General features: G+C 64.7%; 16 protein-coding genes and 1 pseudogene. 15 read left to right on the top strand and 2 right to left on the bottom strand.

The features are described from left to right. Nucleotides 1-3: 3 nt before the first annotated feature. From ACT53N_RS00835 to ACT53N_RS00850, 4 genes and pseudogenes are all read left to right on the top strand, one after another. Nucleotides 4-422: pseudogene (locus ACT53N_RS00835) on the top strand (hypothetical protein). Next, entirely contained in the window at nucleotides 422-1,753 is a 1,332-nt protein-coding gene (proS, locus tag ACT53N_RS00840; protein WP_476062115.1) for a proline--tRNA ligase, read from the top strand. The pseudogene ACT53N_RS00835 and the gene proS overlap by 1 nt, the downstream one beginning before the upstream one ends. Continuing rightward, nucleotides 1,753-3,033, top strand: a complete 1,281-nt coding sequence (locus tag ACT53N_RS00845; protein WP_476062116.1) for a lipoprotein-releasing ABC transporter permease subunit — start codon at nucleotides 1,753-1,755, stop codon at nucleotides 3,031-3,033. Before proS ends, ACT53N_RS00845 begins: the two co-directional genes overlap by 1 nt. After that, complete coding sequence (locus ACT53N_RS00850; RefSeq protein ID WP_476062117.1) at nucleotides 3,026-3,712, top strand: ABC transporter ATP-binding protein; 687 nt, start codon at nucleotides 3,026-3,028, stop codon at nucleotides 3,710-3,712. Before ACT53N_RS00845 ends, ACT53N_RS00850 begins: the two co-directional genes overlap by 8 nt. Here ACT53N_RS00850 and ACT53N_RS00855 read toward each other — a convergent pair. Continuing rightward, nucleotides 3,709-4,668, bottom strand: coding sequence for a nucleoside hydrolase (locus tag ACT53N_RS00855; protein ID WP_476062652.1), 960 nt, complete (start codon nucleotides 4,666-4,668; stop codon nucleotides 3,709-3,711). The two genes, ACT53N_RS00850 and ACT53N_RS00855, sit on opposite strands and share 4 nt — an antisense overlap. A 166-nt stretch (nucleotides 4,669-4,834) precedes the next feature. Between ACT53N_RS00855 and sidA the strand changes: the two genes are divergently transcribed. From sidA to ACT53N_RS00875, 4 genes are all read left to right on the top strand, one after another. Next, nucleotides 4,835-4,924, top strand: coding sequence for a cell division inhibitor SidA (gene sidA / locus ACT53N_RS00860; RefSeq protein ID WP_096051222.1), 90 nt, complete (start codon nucleotides 4,835-4,837; stop codon nucleotides 4,922-4,924). Between the two features lie 35 nt (nucleotides 4,925-4,959). Further along, nucleotides 4,960-8,391, top strand: coding sequence for a DNA polymerase III subunit alpha (gene dnaE, locus ACT53N_RS00865; RefSeq protein ID WP_476062118.1), 3,432 nt, complete (start codon nucleotides 4,960-4,962; stop codon nucleotides 8,389-8,391). A gap of 165 nt (nucleotides 8,392-8,556) precedes the next feature. Next, nucleotides 8,557-8,970 (top strand): class I SAM-dependent methyltransferase, encoded by a 414-nt coding sequence (locus ACT53N_RS00870; RefSeq protein ID WP_476062119.1) that lies wholly within the window; start codon nucleotides 8,557-8,559, stop codon nucleotides 8,968-8,970. Nucleotides 8,971-8,987: 17 nt separating this feature from the next. Beyond that, the gene (locus ACT53N_RS00875) at nucleotides 8,988-9,188 is read left to right on the top strand and encodes a hypothetical protein (protein WP_476062120.1); all 201 of its coding nucleotides are present in this window, start codon (nucleotides 8,988-8,990) and stop codon (nucleotides 9,186-9,188) included. A gap of 12 nt (nucleotides 9,189-9,200) precedes the next feature. Here ACT53N_RS00875 and ACT53N_RS00880 read toward each other — a convergent pair whose 3' ends face one another. After that, nucleotides 9,201-9,851, bottom strand: a complete 651-nt coding sequence (locus tag ACT53N_RS00880; protein ID WP_476062653.1) for a haloacid dehalogenase-like hydrolase — start codon at nucleotides 9,849-9,851, stop codon at nucleotides 9,201-9,203. 319 nt (nucleotides 9,852-10,170) lie between these two features. Here ACT53N_RS00880 and rpsB point away from each other — a divergent pair, with 319 nt between their 5' ends. The 7 genes from rpsB to dxr all read left to right on the top strand — a co-directional run bounded on the left by rpsB (nucleotide 10,171) and on the right by dxr (nucleotide 16,393). Beyond that, nucleotides 10,171-10,983 carry a 30S ribosomal protein S2 gene (gene rpsB, locus ACT53N_RS00885; RefSeq protein ID WP_476062121.1) on the top strand — a complete coding sequence of 271 codons (813 nt, stop codon included), beginning with the start codon at nucleotides 10,171-10,173 and terminating at the stop codon, nucleotides 10,981-10,983. Between the two features lie 138 nt (nucleotides 10,984-11,121). Next, entirely contained in the window at nucleotides 11,122-12,060 is a 939-nt protein-coding gene (gene tsf, locus ACT53N_RS00890) for a translation elongation factor Ts (protein ID WP_476062122.1), read from the top strand. 177 nt (nucleotides 12,061-12,237) lie between these two features. Beyond that, entirely contained in the window at nucleotides 12,238-12,978 is a 741-nt protein-coding gene (gene pyrH / locus ACT53N_RS00895) for a UMP kinase (RefSeq protein WP_476062123.1), read from the top strand. Nucleotides 12,979-13,003: 25 nt separating this feature from the next. After that, complete coding sequence (frr, locus tag ACT53N_RS00900) at nucleotides 13,004-13,570, top strand: ribosome recycling factor (protein WP_310211248.1); 567 nt, start codon at nucleotides 13,004-13,006, stop codon at nucleotides 13,568-13,570. A 51-nt stretch (nucleotides 13,571-13,621) separates the two neighbouring features. Next, nucleotides 13,622-14,401: a polyprenyl diphosphate synthase gene (uppS, locus tag ACT53N_RS00905; protein WP_476062124.1), complete on the top strand. Its 780-nt coding sequence runs from the start codon at nucleotides 13,622-13,624 to the stop codon at nucleotides 14,399-14,401. After that, nucleotides 14,361-15,206 (top strand): phosphatidate cytidylyltransferase, encoded by an 846-nt coding sequence (locus tag ACT53N_RS00910; protein WP_476062654.1) that lies wholly within the window; start codon nucleotides 14,361-14,363, stop codon nucleotides 15,204-15,206. Before uppS ends, ACT53N_RS00910 begins: the two co-directional genes overlap by 41 nt. Continuing rightward, nucleotides 15,194-16,393, top strand: a complete 1,200-nt coding sequence (dxr, locus tag ACT53N_RS00915; RefSeq protein ID WP_476062125.1) for a 1-deoxy-D-xylulose-5-phosphate reductoisomerase — start codon at nucleotides 15,194-15,196, stop codon at nucleotides 16,391-16,393. The genes ACT53N_RS00910 and dxr overlap by 13 nt, the downstream gene beginning before the upstream one ends. The last annotated feature ends 10 nt before the right edge of the window (nucleotides 16,394-16,403 follow it).

Consider the following 16,403-nt stretch of genomic DNA (forward strand, 5'->3'; position numbering starts at 1 on the left):
GCCTTGGGCGTACGGCGACCGATCTACCTCCAAACGCTCAAGGCTTGGGCGAATGGCCTCATTGTTAGCGCTTCCGGCGGTTGACCGTGCCCCAACAGCTGTTTGGTCGGTAGGGTAGTTCCCAGGAGATCGGCCTTGCCGGTCTCGCTCTGTGGCGTCTTCCCCGACGATGACTGAAAGGCCGCGCGGCGATCCGCGCGGCCTCTCTTTTTTCTACGGCGGAGCCTTACTTTGGCCCGAAGCGCGACCGCAGAAAGTGGTGGCCGGTTTCTGCGATCGTCGCGCTTCCAAGCTTGGGCGGACGAGCCTGCTGGTCCGGTTCGGATCAAAGATCTGAACCGGGCAGGCTCTACTGCGTTGCCAAGCTGTCGGGCGAGGGGCTATCTCAGGCCCTTCTCGAATTCCCGGAGTTTCCAAGCTGATGCGCTTGTCGCGCTATTTCCTGCCGGTGCTGAAGGAAGCGCCGTCCGACGCCCAGATCGTTTCGCACCAGCTGATGCTTCGCGCCGGCATGATCCGCCAGGAAGCGGCGGGCATCTATGCCTGGCTGCCGCTGGGCTTGCGGGTGCTGAACAAGATCGAACAGATCGTCCGCGAGGAAATGGATCGCGCCGGCGCCATCGAGCTGCTGATGCCCACCATCCAACTCGCCGACCTGTGGCGCGAAAGCGGTCGCTACGAAGACTACGGCGACGAGATGCTGCGCATCACCGACCGCCACAAGCGCGAGTTGCTGTTTGGTCCCACGGCCGAGGAAGTCGTCACCGACATCTTCCGCGCCTCGATCAAGAGCTACAAGGACCTCCCCAAGAACCTTTACAACATCCAATGGAAGTTCCGGGACGAGCGTCGTCCGCGCTTTGGCGTGATGCGCGGCCGCGAATTCTACATGAAGGACGCCTACAGCTTCGACCTCGACGCCGAGGGCGCGCGCAAGTCCTACAACCGCATGTTCGTGGCCTACCTGAACCTGTTCGCGCGGATGGGCCTGAAGGCCGTACCGATGCGAGCCGATACCGGTCCGATCGGCGGCGACCTTAGCCACGAGTTCATCGTCCTGGCCGAAACGGGCGAAAGCGCCGTCTTCTGCCACAAGGATCTGGTGGAGATGCCGGCTCCGGGGCCGGACCTCGACTGGATCAACGGGGATCTGCAGCCGATCGTGAACCAGCGTACGGCGCTCTACGCCGCGACTGAGGAAATGCACGATGAGGCGGCCTTCAACGCCCTGCCCGAAGGCGACCGCCTGTCGGCGCGAGGCATCGAGGTCGGCCACATCTTCTCGTTCGGGACGAAGTACTCCGAGCCGATGAAGGCGACGGTCCAGGGCCCCGACGGCCAGCAGGTCCCGGTCCAGATGGGCAGTTACGGCGTCGGCGTCTCGCGCCTCTTGGGCGCGATCATCGAGGCCAGCCACGACGAGGGCGGCATCATCTGGCCGGAGAGCGTCGCACCGTTCGATGTCGGCATCGTCAACATGCGCCAAGGCGACGCGGCGTGCGATGCGGCCTGCGAAACGGCCTACAACGCGCTGAAGGCCGCTGGCCGTGACGTGCTCTACGATGACACCGACGCCCGTGGCGGCGCCAAGTTCGCCACGATGGACCTGATCGGTCTCCCCTGGCAGCTGATCGTTGGTCCCAAAGGCATCGCCGATGGCGTGGTCGAGATCAAGAACCGCAAGACCGGCGAGCGCCATACCGCCTCGCTGGAATCCGTCCTGGACGGCCTGACCAAGAGCAAGACCGCCTGATGCCAGACGCCCGCGCCGCCGGTCCCTTCAGTCGCTGGGAGCGCTCTGTCGCTCGCCGGTACCTGTTCGCCAAGCGCAAGAACGGCGGCGTGGCGCTGATCTCGATCATCTCGTTCAGCGCGGTGATGCTGGCGGTCTTCGCCCTGATCACCGTGATGAGCGTCATGAACGGGTTCCGTGCTGAACTTCTCGGCCGGATCCTCGGCTTCAATGGGCACCTCTACGCCCAGTCGCCGCTGATCAACGGACCGGACCGAGACACCATCATCCGTCGGATCAAGGCCGCGCCGGGGGTCATCCAGGCTGCGCCGATGGTCGAGGCCCAAGCGATGGTGATCGGCCCCACTCAGGTGACTGGCGCGATCGTACGCGGCGTGGCGACCAGCGACCTGAGGCACATGTCCCTGATCTCGGGCAATATCAAGAAAGGCTCGATGGAGGGCTTCGGCCAGGGCGAGTACGGCGGCGACATCGTGCTCATCGGCGATCGCATGGCTCAGACTCTTGGCGTTCAGCCCGGCGACCCGATCACTGTAATCTCTCCCTCGGGGCCCGCGACGGCGTTCGGCAGCTCGACGCGTGAGAAGAACTATATCGTCGGGGGCGTCTTTAGCGTCGGCATGAGCCAGTTCGACGAGGCTTTCATCTACATGCCGCTGGAGCAGGCCCAATTGTTCTTCGGTCGCGACACCACGGTCGACTATGTCGAGATCAAGGTCGACGATCCTGACAAGGCCAAGGATTTGAAGCAGGCGGTCGAAGTCGCCAGTGGACCGGGCGCGCTGGTCAACGACTGGATGGACAAGAACCACAGCTACTTCACCGCGCTGCAGGTCGAGCGCAAGGTGATGCGGCTGATCCTGTTCTGCATTGTGGCGATCGCGACCCTGAACATCATCTCCAGCCTGGTCATGCTGGTGAAGAACAAGGGCAAGGACATCGCCATCCTGCGCACCATGGGCGCCAGCCAAGGCGCGGTGCTGCGCATCTTCCTGATGGCTGGCGCCTCGATCGGTGTCGCCGGCACCCTGTGCGGCTTGGCGCTGGGCGTGCTGTTCTGCGCCTACATCACCCCGATCCAGAACTTCGTGGAATGGGCCACCGGGACGTCCGTGTTCAACGCAGACGTCTATATGCTGTCCCACATCCCGGCGAAGATCGACTGGCGTGAGGTTGGCGGCATCGTGCTGGCCTCGGCCGCGATGAGCATCCTGGCGACGCTTCCGCCCGCCCTGCGTGCCTCGCGTCTCGATCCGGTGGAGGCGCTCCGTTATGAGTGACCCTGTCCTCGCCCTGCGCGGCCTGAAGCGCGTCTACAAGACCGAAGCGGGCGATCTGCCGGTCCTGCGGGGCGTCGATCTGGACGTCTATCCCGGCGAGGTCGTCGGCTTGATCGGCCCGTCGGGCTCGGGCAAGTCGTCCCTGCTGCATTCAGCTGGTCTTCTGGAGCGACCCGACGCTGGTCTCGTAGCCCTTGAGGGGCGTGACTGCTCCACGCTTTCGGAGCGGGCGCGCACGCGCATTCGCCTGGGCACCGTCGGCTTCGTCTATCAGTTCCATCACCTGCTGCCGGAGTTCTCCGCATTGGAGAACGTCGCCATGCCGTTGACCATCGCCGGCAAGAGCCGCCGTGACGCGGAAGCGCGGGCGAAGACGTTGCTGGAGGGGCTGGGTCTTGGCCACCGCCTGAACCACCAACCGGCGCAGATGTCGGGCGGAGAGCAGCAGCGCGTGGCGATCGCCAGGGCCCTGGCCAATCGCCCGAAGCTCCTGTTGGCCGACGAGCCGACGGGTAACCTGGATCCAGCGACATCGACCGCCGTCTTCCAATCCCTTTACCAGATCTGCCGCGAGCAGGGCGTTGCGGCGGTGATCGCCACCCACAATATGGAGCTCGCGCGCTTCATGGATCGTGTGGTCGCCCTCAAGGACGGCCACCTCGAGGTCCAGAGAGGCTAGAGCAAGGCGGTTCGCATCGCTGCGAAGAAGCCTTCGCGGTCGATGGCCTTGACCACGCGAGCGTTCGGCGGACGGCGCTTGAGCGCGGGGTCGGCGATCTCGATATCGGGCAGGATCGCGTGCGAGACGCTCAGATAGCCGCGGGTGAGCTCGCCTACGGTCTCGACATCGACCACGCAGGTTTCGGCCTCCAAGATCAGGGCCTCATCCAGCGCGATCGCACAGGTCAGCGCATCGGGATGAAGGCTGCCGTCCAGGCCCTCCGTCTCGCGCGCGAAGGCGAGCGACGCGCGGTTCACGTCGGTGAAGAACCGAGACTTCTCGGTGCCTAGGGCGGCGAGCGCGTCGAGCTGCCCGGTCGTCCATAGGCCGTCCTTCAGGGTCAGGGTCCAGGTGGCGATGGAGAGGTTGAAGCCCGCATTGACCACCATCTTGGCCGCTTCCGGATCGGCGTAAAAATTATACTCCGCCGCCGGCGTCACATTGCCGACGCCGTTATCGGTGCCGCCCATGACCCACAGATGTTTCAGCGCTGTGGCGATGCGGGGCTCTCGTTGATAGGCGAGGGCGATGTTGGTCAGAGGCGCCTGGGCGATCAGCGTGATCTCGCCGGGCGCGGCCATGATCCGCCGCACGAGCTCATCGACCGCGTGGCCGTCTGCGGGGCGTTGCGCGGTCTTGGCGAAGCCGCTGTCGCTCATGCCGTCGCGTCCGAAAACGTAGGCAGCGTCCAGCGGCGCGCGCATCAAGGGGAACTGGGCGCCCAGATAGACGGGAACCTCGCCAGCGCGTCCACAGCGCTCCAGCGTGACCAGCGCGTTCTCGGCGTGCTGCTCGAAGCCCACATTGCCGTGCGCGATGGTGATGGCTTCAACCTTAACCCCCGGACGGGTCAGGGCGAGCATCAGGGAGAACACGTCGTCTCCCGCCGTGTCCGTGTCGATGATCAGGCGCATGGCGCTGGTCTGGCCGACTCCTCGCGGCTTGGCCACCCGTTTCGAGGTGTTCTGGGGCGTTAATCGGACTTCCGCGCGAAGAAAATGCACGGGAGTGGCGTGGAACATCTTGTGAACAGAACAAAACCGGAATATGGAACAAAGCAAGAAATCTGTGGAGGTTCCGATGATCCGTGTCGCGCGTGAGTCTTTGGCCCTTGTTTCCGTCGTCGGCTTCGTCTGGATGATGTGCACGGTGGCCAACTTGGTGGCCTGAGTCGCCTGATGGCGATGATCCAGCGGAGGTCGGTCATGTCGGAGACGGAGGGGCAAGAGTTCGTCCACCTTCGGGTCCGTTCGGCCTATTCGCTGCTGGAAGGCGCCATCAAGGCCGACCAGATCGGCAAGTTGGCCGCTGAGGCCAAGATGCCTGCCGCTGGGCTTGCTGATCGCGCCAATCTTTTTGGTGCGCTTGAATACTCCTCCTACGCCAAGGATGCGGGCGTGCAGCCGATTATCGGCTGCGCCATTCCCGTGGTCGGCATCGGCGGAGGCCCCACCGAGCGTTGGGCGCGTGCGCCGACCGTCATGTTGCTGGCCCAGAACGAGCGGGGCTATCTAAACCTCTCCGAACTGTCTTCGATCGCCTATCTCGACAGCGCCGAACTGCCGGAGCCGGTCGTGCCTTGGGCCAAGGTGGCTGAGTACAGCGAGGGCCTGATCCTGCTGTCGGGTGGGACTGACGGCCCCGTTGACGCTCTCTTCGCGGCCGGTAAGACCGCCGAAGCCTCGGCCGCCCTGGCCGAGATGCATCGCGTGTTCGGCGACCGCTTCTATGTCGAACTGCAGCGCCACGGACTCCCGCGTCAGGCGGCGGCGGAGCCGGGTCTCGTCAACTGGGCGTATGATCACGACGTACCGCTGGTGGCGACCAATGACGTCTATTTCGCCAAGCCGGGGTTCTACGAGGCGCACGACGCGCTGCTGTGTATCTCCGACGGCGCGTTTGTCGGTCAGGACGAGCGGCGGCGCGTCACGCCCGAACACTGGTTCAAGCCGGCGGACGAGATGCGCAAGCTGTTCGCCGATCTGCCCGAGGCCTGCGACAACACCCTCGACATCGCCCGGCGCTGCGCCTTCATGGTGCACAAGCGCGACCCGATCCTGCCCAGCTTCCCGACCGGCGATGGTCGTAACGAGGCCGAAGAGCTCGAGCATCAGGCGCGCGAAGGCCTGAAGATGCGCCTTGAGGGACTGACCCTGTCGGCGCCCGAGGAAGAGTATTGGAAGCGGCTCGATTTCGAGCTCGGCATCATCAAGAAGATGGGCTTCCCAGGCTACTTCCTGATCGTTTCGGACTTCATCAAGTGGGGTAAGGCCCACGGGATCCCCGTCGGTCCGGGGCGGGGCTCGGGCGCGGGCTCGCTGGTGGCCTGGGTGCTGACCATCACCGACCTTGATCCGCTTCGATTTGGTCTGCTGTTCGAGCGCTTCCTCAATCCCGAACGGGTTTCGATGCCCGACTTCGACGTCGACTTCTGTCAGGAGCGGCGCGAAGAGGTCATCTCGTACGTGCAGGAGAAGTACGGTCGCGATCGCGTCGCGCAGATCATCACCTTCGGCTCGCTGCAGGCGCGCGCGGTGCTGCGTGACGTGGGGCGCGTGATGCAGCTGCCACTGGGCCTCGTCGACCGGCTCTGCAAGATGGTGCCCAACAACCCGGCCGCGCCGGTGACCCTGGCCCAAGCGATCGATTTGGAGCCGCGCCTCAAGCAGGCCAAGAAGGAAGACACCAACGTCTCGGCTTGCCTTGACGTCGCGCTACAGCTGGAAGGCCTGTTCCGGAACGCCTCGACTCACGCCGCCGGCGTGGTGATCGGCGACCGGCCGCTGACGCAACTGACGCCTCTCTACAAGGATCCGCGCTCGGATCTCCCCGCCACCCAGTTCAATATGAAGTGGGTGGAGAGCGCAGGTCTGGTGAAGTTCGACTTCCTGGGCCTGAAGACTCTCACCGTGCTGGATCGCGCGGTGAAGCACTTGAAGAAGCGCGGCTTCGAGATCGATCTCGGCAAGCTGCCTTTCGACGACACCAAAACCTACGAACTGCTCGCCTCCGGCCAGACGGTCGGCGTGTTCCAGCTGGAAAGCCAGGGCATGCGCGACACGCTGCGCAAGATGCGCTGCGGCTCGATCGAAGAGATCACCGCGCTGATCTCTCTCTACCGTCCCGGCCCGATGGATAACATCGACACGTTTGTGGACTGTAAGTTCGGCCGTAAGCCCGTCGACACCCTGCACCCGTCGCTTGAGGCGGTGCTGAAGGAGACCTACGGCGTCATCGTCTACCAGGAACAGGTGATGCAGATCGCCCAGATCCTGGCCGGCTACAGCCTGGGCGAAGCCGACCTTCTGCGTCGCGCCATGGGCAAGAAGAAGAAGGAGGAGATGGATCTCCAGAAGATCCGCTTCGTCTCCGGCGCCAAGGAGAAGGGGGTTCCAGAGGAGCAATCCGGCTCCATTTTCGAACTGGTCGCCAAGTTCGCCGGTTACGGCTTCAACAAGTCGCACGCCGCCGCCTACGCCTTCATCTCTTATCAAACCGCTTGGTTGAAGGCGAATACGCCAGTTGAGTTCTTCGCCGCGTCGATGAGCCTGGACTTGTCGAACACCGACAAGCTGGCGGTCTTCCATCAGGACGCGCGGCGTTTTGGGATTACGGTGCGCGCGCCGGACGTGAACCGGTCCGGCGCGGACTTCGAGGTTGAGAACGGCGAGGTGCTATACGCGCTCGGCGCCATTCGCAATGTCGGCCTGGAGGCGATGAAGCACCTGGTGGCAGTGCGTGAGGAGGGTGGGCCGTTCCGCGACGTCTTTGACTTCGTCGAGCGCATCGACCCCAAGCAGGTCAACAAACGGGCCATTGAAAACCTCGCGCGGGCGGGCGCTTTCGACTCGATCCACAAGAACCGCGCCCAGATCGTCGCCTCTGCCGATGTGTTGATCGCCCACGCCCAGAGCTGTCACGCGGACCGCCAGGGCGGGCAGGGCGGCCTGTTCGGTTCCGACCCTGGCGCGGGCAGGCCACGTCTGTCGAAGACCGAGAACTGGAACCAGGTCGATCTTCTGGATGAGGAACTATCGGCCGTCGGCTTCTACCTGACTGGCCACCCTCTGGAGGACATGGTCGGCATGCTGCGTCGCCGCCGGACCGTCATGCTCGCCGAGGCGATGGCCCAGGCCGAAGCCGGCGCGGAAGCCTTCCGGATGTGCGGGGTCGTGCGCCGTCGCCAGGAGCGGGCCTCGCAGAGCGGCGAGAAGTTCGCCTTCGTCTCGCTCTCTGATCCGACGGGCGAGTACGAGGTGCTTTATCCGCCGGAGTCTCTTCGTAAATGCCGAGACGTTCTGGAGCCCGGCAAGGCGGTGGCGATCAAGGTTCGCGCCAAGGCGCGGGACGGGGAGGTGCGCTTCTTCGGTGATGACGCCGAACCGATCGAGAAGGCTGTCGAGAATGTTGTAGCGGGTCTGCGGGTGCACCTGTCGCCGTCTGCCGCCGAGATCGACGCCTTGAAGCGACGCCTTGAGCCGGCCCAGACCCAGAAGGGCGGCGAGGTCACCTTCGTCGCGGCGATCGGCGGTGGCCGGGAGATCGAGCTACGGTTGCCTGGCCGCTATACCTTGGATGCGGCTCTGCGGGGCGCTCTCAAGACAGCGCCGGGCGTCGCACTCCTGGAAGACGTATAGGAAAATATTCCCATACCCTGTCCGCTTGAGGTAGGTGTGGATGGAGCGCGTTGGACGAGAGTGGGGCGAGACACGCGCTGTGTGCGGTCTTGTTCGAGGCGGCTTCGCGCGAGGATGCCGCATCGGTCCTGCGCCTGGCGCCCCTAATCCTGGAGAGGCGCCGCAATGACCTCGGCTGAGAAGGCGGATTATGATGTTGCGTATGACCACGCGACGTTGCGCTTTTACGCCAACGAAGCTGAGACCTATGCGGCGACGGCGCGGGACGCGCCGAGTCGCCTTCTCGATAGCTTTCTGAGCCAACTCCCGGCTGGGGCGCACGTCCTGGAGTTGGGTTGCAGTGACGATCGTGACAGCGAGGCGATGTTGGTGCGCGGCCTCGTTGTGGATCCCACGGATGCTGCGCCGGCCATGGCGCAACGGGCCGAGGCCAAGCTTAAGCGTGCCGTACGCGTCTCATGCGGTTCGATCACTTGGACGCTCGGAACGCCTATGACGGCGTTTGGGCCAATGCGAGCCTGCTTCATGTCCCGCGTGCGTCGCTTGCCTCTGTCCTGGCTGGAATTTTCAGGGCGCTGAAACCCGGCGGCCTGCATATGGCGACCTATAGGGCCGGCGATTTCGATGGGCGCGATGGCCTGGGTCGCTACTTCAACTATTCTGCGGCTGAGGCGCTTGAGGACGTCTATCGGACGTCTGCGGGCTGGGATGTCCTGCCCGTGCAAAGCTTTGAGGGTGGCGACTACGGGCGAGGTCGGCGGCCCTGGATTGTCGTCACGGCGCGCAGGCCTGACTGATGTGGCGTCGCCTCACCAGGCGGCTGCACGACCGTTCAGAAGCCCAGCGCGGAATAGTCGTCGCTCGGCCGCCTTGCCGCCTTTGACGATCACGGGCCTGTCGGCAGCGCGCAGGATCGGCAGGTCATCCAGGCTGTCGGTGTAGGCATAGGCCCAGCGAGCGCCGTGGCCGGCTTCGGCCAAAGCCTGGCACTTGCGCTGGTTGCGGCAATGGATGTTGGCGATCCAACCGCCGAGACCGGGTTTCAGCGACGTGCCAAGCACCTCCACGCGTCGGTCCAGGGTCCGGAGGAGAGCGTTCGCCAGGCACGCCGGCGCCGCCGTGACGACGACCACGCGGTCGCCAGCGGCGGCGTGATCGTTTAAAGTCGCGAGAGCGCGTGGCTTCCAGGACAGGCTGCATCGCTGCTCGACGAAGTCCCGGGCGAAGTCGTCGCAGGACGCCAAGAGCCGTTCCTCCGTCAATCCTACCGTCGCGATCCATAACAGGATTGACGCGCCGACGCGGCGGGTCGCGGCCACAGCCACCATCGGCACGGCGAGTGGCGCGATGGCCAGCATGCCCAGCATCCGCAAAGGCGATTGCTTCGCGCGCTCCCAAAGCCAAACCGCCGTGGAGTCGCCGTTCAGCAACGTGCCGTCCATGTCGAACACCGCGAGCATGCCGATCTCCACCGCGCTACAAGCGGGGCCATTGAGCCATGATCCGATGGAAGATTTGCGACACCGCCAGCGCTTCCTGTGGATGACGACGGTCAGCTCGATGCGTCGGATCAACGTCAATCCGGTATGACTTTGCGGCGCATGACCCAACAGCGGGCTTGCCTTTTCGCTCAACAGTGACTATTTGCGCGGCCATTCCACACGTGGACGTTCGGCTGCACCGGGGAGACATCCCGGCGTCGCCGTTCCGGTCCCGCTCCAGAATGGTCTGGGTCGGGGGTGTCCACGGAGGTTCAACCGGAAAAAGGACAAAGGCCCGATGGCTCTTCCCGAATTCTCCATGCGTCAGCTCCTGGAAGCCGGCGCTCACTTCGGTCACCAGACGCACCGCTGGAACCCGAAGATGGACCGCTACATCTTCGGTTCGCGCTCGAACATCCACATCATTGACCTGTCGCAGTCGATTCCGCTGCTGCACCAAGCCCTGGTGAAGGTCCGTGAAGTCGCCGCCGCCGGCGGTCGCGTGCTGTTCGTTGGCACCAAGCGCCAGGCCAGCGACCCGGTCGCCACGGCCGCCAAGCGCTGCGCCCAGTACTACGTGAACCACCGCTGGCTCGGCGGCACCCTGACCAACTGGCGCACCGTGTCGGGCTCGATCGCTCGCCTGCGCGAACTGGAAGGCGTGCTGGCCGGTGAAGCTCAAGGTCGTTCCAAGAAGGAACTGCTGCAGCTGACCCGCGAGCGCGACAAGCTGGAGCTGTCGCTGGGCGGCATCAAGGACATGGGCGGTATCCCCGACATTATGTTCGTGATCGACACCAACAAGGAAGCGATCGCGATCCTGGAAGCCCGCAAGCTGAACATCCCGGTCGTCGCCATCCTCGACACCAACTGCGATCCGGACGGCATCACCTATCCGATCCCGGGTAACGACGACGCCGCTCGCGCTCTGCAGCTGTACTGCGACCTGATCGCCGACGCCGTCCTGGACGGTCTGGCCGCTGGCCAAGCCGCCGCTGGCGTTGACCTGGGCGCTTCGGTCGCTCCGGTCGAGCCGGCCCTGGCCCGCGAAATGGCGCCGGAAGCTCCGGCCGCCGAAGCGGCTCCGGCTGCGGAATCGGCCGAAGGCTGATTTCCAACGTGTCCCCGCTCCGTGCGGGGACCGTCGCGACCCTGACATGGGACCGGACTAAGACGTCCGGTCCCAACTCTTTATCGATTTGGCGGGCTAAACGCCCGGACGCCAACCGTTTGAATCTGGAGATTTTCGATGGCTGAGATCACCGCCGCCCTCGTCAAGGAACTGCGCGAAAAGTCCGGCGTCGGCATGATGGACTGCAAGAAGGCGCTGTCGGAAAACAACGGCGACATCGAAGCGTCCATCGACTGGCTGCGCGCCAAGGGCCTGTCCAAGGCCGCCAAGAAGGCTGATCGCGCCGCCGCCGAAGGCCTCGTCGCCATCGCCACCGCCGAGCAAGGCGCTGGCGAAACCGCTACGGCCGTCGAAGTGAACGCCGAAACTGACTTCGTGTCGCGCAACGACCTGTTCCAGGGCGCCGCCCGTCAGATCGCCGGCGCTGCGCTCGGCACCGACGGCTCGGTCGATGCGATCACCGCCGCCAAGCTGGCCGGTGGCGAAACCGTTCAGGACCACCTTACCAACCTGATCGCCACGATCGGTGAGAACATGATGGTCCGTCGCGCCGCCAAGTGGACGGTCGAGAACGGCGTCGTCGCCTCGTACATCCACAACGCCACCGCGCCGGACCTCGGCCGCATCGGCGTGCTGGTGGCCGTCGAGTCGACCGGCGACAAGGCCGCCCTGCGCGAACTGGGCCGCAAGATCGCGATGCACGTCGCTGCGACCGCCCCGCTGTCGCTGTCGCCGGACGATCTGGACCCGGCCGCCATCGAGCGTGAAAAGGCCGTGTTCACCGAGCAGGCGCTCGAGTCGGGCAAGCCGCCGGCGGTCGTCGAAAAGATGATCGAAGGCCGTATCCGCAAGTTCCTGGAAGAAGTCGTGCTGCTGAAGCAGGCCTTCGTCATGAACCCGGATCAGACCGTCGAGCAACTGGTGGCGGAGGCTGCCAAGACCCTGGGCGCTCCGGTCACTGTGAAGGGCTTCACGCGTCTGGCCCTGGGCGAAGGCGTTGAAAAGAAGCAAGACGACTTCGCGGCTGAAGTCGCCTCGATGACTGGCCAGGCCTAAGGTCTGATCGCCGACGCCACCTGGCGTCGGTTCGAGAAACTGGGCGCGGCGCGTTCGACGCGCGCCGCGCCCTTTTCACGCCTGCCATCCGGCGTACGCACCTTGGTTGGCAAAACCCATCCCACTTCTGTAGAACGCACGTAATGTGCGTGCCGACGACTCAGGAATAGCGGTCCCATGTCCGATACCAGCGCGCCCCAGAAATATCGCCGCATCCTGCTGAAAGTTTCCGGCGAAGTCCTGATGGGCGACACGCCCTACGGCATCGACACCAACACGGTTCAATCTGTCGCTGAGGACGTCGCCGAGATCGTCAAGTCGGGCGTCGAGCTTTGCCTGGTCATTGGCGGCGGCAACATCTTCCGCGGTATGGCCGGGGCCGCCAAGGGAATGGAGCGCTCGAGCGCCGACTACATGGGCATGCTCGCCACGGTGATGAACGCGCTGGCCATGCAGGACGCCCTGGAACGCATCGGCGTGCAGACCCGCGTGCAATCGGCGATCCCGATGGCCACCGTCTGCGAGCCCTATATTCGCCGCCGCGCCCAGCGCCACCTCGAAAAGGGGCGCGTGGTGATTTTCGCCGCCGGCACCGGCAACCCGTTCTTCACGACTGACACGGCCGCGGCCCTGCGCGCTGCTGAGATGCAATGTGACGCCCTGTTCAAGGGCACCAGCGTCGATGGCGTCTACACCGCCGATCCCAAGAAGGATCCGACGGCACAACGCTATGATCGCCTGAGCTACATGGACGTCCTGGCCAAGGATCTCCGCGTCATGGACGCTTCGGCCGTAGCACTGATGCGCGACAGCAATATTCCGATCGTGGTTTTCTCGATCAAGGGGCGCGGCAATCTGCTGACGGTCCTGCGAGGCGAGGGGACCCACACCGTGGTCGCCGAAGACCGCGCCGCCTGAAATCAAGTCTAGCGAGGAGAGCCACATGGCCGCCGCCGAAAAACCCGTCCTGTCGCGCTATCGCGACCGTATGGACAAGGCCGTTTCCGCCCTGAAGGAAGAGTTCGGCAGCCTGCGCACCGGCCGCGCCTCGGCCAGCCTGCTCGACCAGGTGATGGTCGAAGCCTACGGCTCTACGACGCCCCTGAACGCAGTGGCGTCGGTCAGCGTGCCCGAGCCGCGCCAGATCAATGTCAGCGTCTGGGATCGTGGTGTCGTGGTCTCGGTCGAGAAGGCCATCCGCGCCTCGGGCCTGGGGCTGAACCCGGTGGTCGAAGGCCAGAACCTGCGCATCCCGATCCCGCCGCTGACCGAAGAGCGCCGACGGGACCTGCAGAAGATCGCCGGCAAGTACGCCGAGCAGCAGAAGATCGCCGTGCGTAACGTCCGCCGCGACGCCAATGACGACCTCAAGAAGGCCGAGAAGGACGGGGCCATCGCCGAGGACGAGCGCAAGAAGATGGAAACCGAGGTCCAGAAGATGACCGACGAGGCCATCAAGCGGATCGACGAGGCCTTGAAAACCAAGGAACATGAGATCATGCAGGTTTGATCGCCCGCCTCGCGAGTTTTCATGGGGAGCGAAGAGGGAAGGTTGAAGCGAATGCCGGCGACCACCGGTCCGCAGGATGTTTCGGGGCGCGCCGGGGGGCAGCCGTCCACGGAGCGCCTGCACGTGGCCATTATCATGGATGGCAACGGCCGCTGGGCGAAGCAGCGGGGCATGCCGCGTGTGCTGGGGCATCGCGCGGGCGTCAACGCGCTCAAGCGTACGGTCGAGGGCGCTCAGAGCCAGAACGTCGGTGTTCTAACCGTGTTTGGCTTCTCGACCGAGAACTGGAGCCGGCCGGCTCAAGAAGTCTCTGAGCTGATGAGCCTGCTCAAGGCCTATGTCGAATCAGACCTTGAGCGACTGGCCAAGGCCGGCGTGCGCGTTCGCATCATCGGGCGCCGCACGGGCTTGTCAGCGGACATCGCCGAAGTGATTGAGCGCGCCGAGCGGCGTACGGCGCAGAACTCGGACTTCGTTCTGCAGGTCGCCTTCAACTATGGCGGTCAGGCCGACATCACCGACGCCGCACGCGCGTTCGCCGAACGGGTGGAGCGGGGCGAGGCCAAGGCTTCCGACCTGAACGAGAAGACCTTCGAACAGCTGCTATCGACAGCGTCTGCGCCGGCACCCGACCTGATTATCCGCACGAGCGGTGAACGTCGGATCTCGAACTTCCTGCTTTGGGACTGCGCCTACGCCGAGCTCGTGTTCCAGGACGTTCTCTGGCCGGACTATGGGCCCGAAGCGCTTGCGGCGGCCATCGCCGAGTATCGCGGCCGCGACCGCCGGTATGGAGGGGTCGCTGCCGATGACGTCGCCGTCGCCGGCTAAGCGCTTCAACTGGAGCAATCTTAGAACGCGCGTGGTCTCGGCGACCGTGCTCGTTCCCACCGTCGTGGCCGCAGTCTGGCTTGGCGGCTATTGGTTCATGGCTCTAGCCCTAGTCTGCGTTGGGCTGCTGGCCCGTGAGTGGGGCAAGATCAGCGCGCCAAAGGCGCCGAACGCCGTCGGGGCCGTCGTGGGCGTCTTCTGCGGCGTCGCGGTGATCTCGGCGTTCTTTCAGCAATTTGTTATCGCTTGGGCGGTTGTTCTGGCGGGCTCGTTCCTGGCGGGGCTCATCGCGCGCGGCGCCGTCGAGCGGCGCGCCGACGCCGCTTATGGCGTCGTCTATATCGCGCCCGCAGTCATCGCGTTGGTTTGGGTGCGTTCGCTGGAGGACGGGCTCTGGTGGACCTTACTGCTCTTCGTGGTGACCTGGTTCGCCGACATCTTCGCCTATGTCGCAGGCAGCATCTTCAAAGGTCCGAAGCTGTGGCCACGGATCTCGCCAAACAAAACCTGGGCGGGGTTTGTTGGTGGCCTTGCAGCCTCCACGATCGGCGCCGTCGTTGTCGCGTCATCAGCCAAGCTCAACCTGATTTGGCCTGTCGCGGCGCTGATCGGCCTGTTGGGTGGTCTGGCGACAATGGCCGGCGATCTATGGGAATCGATGCTCAAGCGCCGGTTTGGCGTCAAGGACAGTGGGGACCTGATCCCGGGGCACGGGGGACTGCTGGATCGCGTGGACGGGCTGATGTTCGCTGCCATCGTGATCGCCGCTGTGCGTCTGGTTGATCATATCGGATGGTCACATTGATCTCGCCCCGCAAGGTGGTGGTGCTGGGCTCGACCGGATCGATCGGCCTTTCGACCCTCAGCCTTTTCGAAGAGTCTGGCGCGCCGGTGCAGATCCTGGCGCTGGCCGCTGGTCGAAATGTCCAGCGCTTGATTGAACAGGCGACGCGCTGGAAGCCCGCCCTGGCGGTGATCGAAGACGAGAGCCTTCTCGATGAACTGAGGTCCGGGCTGGCCGGCACGGGCGTCAAGGCGGCTGCTGGCGCTAAGGCGGTGAGCGAAGCCGCCGCGATGGGCGCAGATTGGGTCATGTCGGCGATCGTCGGCGCGGCGGGCCTGGCGCCCACAGTCGCCGCGGCGCGCACCGGGGCCGTTGTCGCGCTGGCCAACAAGGAGAGCCTTGTTTGCGCTGGGCCGGCGCTGCTCGCCATCGCCAAGGCGGCCGGCGGCGCGATCATTCCTGTCGATTCCGAGCACTCGGCAATCTTCCAGGTGCTGCAGCCCGACTGCGCTCACCGTGTGTCGCGACTGATCCTGACGGCCTCCGGCGGTCCTTTCCGGACTTGGGATCGGGCGGCGATGGCGCGCGCCACGCCCGAACAGGCGATCGCTCACCCCAACTGGTCGATGGGCGCCAAGATTTCGGTCGATTCCGCGACCATGATGAACAAAGGCCTCGAGATGATCGAGGCGTCGTATCTGTTCTCAACGCCGGAAGACCGGGTCGACGTCGTGATTCATCCGCAGTCGGTGATTCATAGCCTGGTGGAGTACGTCGACGGCTCCACATTGGCGCAGCTGGGTCCGCCGGATATGCGCGCGCCGATCGCTTGCGCGTTCTCGTGGCCCGATCGGTTGCCATGGCCCGCGCCGCGCCTTGATCTCGCCGCCTACGGTCAACTGACCTTCGAATCGCCCGACTTGGATCGCTTTCCCTCGATCGGGATCGCTCGCGAAGCGCTTCGGCTGGGTGGCGCCGCGCCGGCGGCGATGAACGCCGCCAATGAGGTCGCTGTGGCTGCTTTCCTTGACCGCCGTATCGGGTTTCTCGATATTGCCGGCGCGGTGGCGGGGACCCTTGAGCGTATGAACAGCTTGGGTGATCTCTCCGTCTCTGAGGGCGACGCTGTCGAGAGCGCTATGTTGATCGATGGCAGCGCTCGCCGCATTGCGGCCGAGGTTGTCGCGCAGAAGCGTCTGCGGGCCTGACCGGGGAGAG

It is taken from the genome of Caulobacter sp. DMC95, from assembly GCF_056313785.1.

What these genes read in the sequence shown, in the direction of transcription:
- proS (WP_476062115.1), top strand. Translation starts at nt 422, where the DNA reads ATGCGCTTGTCGCGCTATTTCCTGCCGGTGCTGAAGGAAGCGCCGTCC.
- ACT53N_RS00845 (WP_476062116.1), top strand. Translation starts at nt 1,753, where the DNA reads ATGCCAGACGCCCGCGCCGCCGGTCCCTTCAGTCGCTGGGAGCGCTCT.
- ACT53N_RS00850 (WP_476062117.1), top strand. Translation starts at nt 3,026, where the DNA reads ATGAGTGACCCTGTCCTCGCCCTGCGCGGCCTGAAGCGCGTCTACAAG.
- ACT53N_RS00855 (WP_476062652.1), bottom strand. Translation starts at nt 4,668, where the DNA reads ATGCGCCTGATCATCGACACGGACACGGCGGGAGACGACGTGTTCTCC.
- sidA (WP_096051222.1), top strand. Translation starts at nt 4,835, where the DNA reads ATGATCCGTGTCGCGCGTGAGTCTTTGGCCCTTGTTTCCGTCGTCGGC.
- dnaE (WP_476062118.1), top strand. Translation starts at nt 4,960, where the DNA reads ATGTCGGAGACGGAGGGGCAAGAGTTCGTCCACCTTCGGGTCCGTTCG.
- ACT53N_RS00870 (WP_476062119.1), top strand. Translation starts at nt 8,557, where the DNA reads ATGACCTCGGCTGAGAAGGCGGATTATGATGTTGCGTATGACCACGCG.
- ACT53N_RS00875 (WP_476062120.1), top strand. Translation starts at nt 8,988, where the DNA reads ATGGCGACCTATAGGGCCGGCGATTTCGATGGGCGCGATGGCCTGGGT.
- ACT53N_RS00880 (WP_476062653.1), bottom strand. Translation starts at nt 9,851, where the DNA reads ATGCTCGCGGTGTTCGACATGGACGGCACGTTGCTGAACGGCGACTCC.
- rpsB (WP_476062121.1), top strand. Translation starts at nt 10,171, where the DNA reads ATGGCTCTTCCCGAATTCTCCATGCGTCAGCTCCTGGAAGCCGGCGCT.
- tsf (WP_476062122.1), top strand. Translation starts at nt 11,122, where the DNA reads ATGGCTGAGATCACCGCCGCCCTCGTCAAGGAACTGCGCGAAAAGTCC.
- pyrH (WP_476062123.1), top strand. Translation starts at nt 12,238, where the DNA reads ATGTCCGATACCAGCGCGCCCCAGAAATATCGCCGCATCCTGCTGAAA.
- frr (WP_310211248.1), top strand. Translation starts at nt 13,004, where the DNA reads ATGGCCGCCGCCGAAAAACCCGTCCTGTCGCGCTATCGCGACCGTATG.
- uppS (WP_476062124.1), top strand. Translation starts at nt 13,622, where the DNA reads ATGCCGGCGACCACCGGTCCGCAGGATGTTTCGGGGCGCGCCGGGGGG.
- ACT53N_RS00910 (WP_476062654.1), top strand. Translation starts at nt 14,361, where the DNA reads ATGGAGGGGTCGCTGCCGATGACGTCGCCGTCGCCGGCTAAGCGCTTC.
- dxr (WP_476062125.1), top strand. Translation starts at nt 15,194, where the DNA reads ATGGTCACATTGATCTCGCCCCGCAAGGTGGTGGTGCTGGGCTCGACC.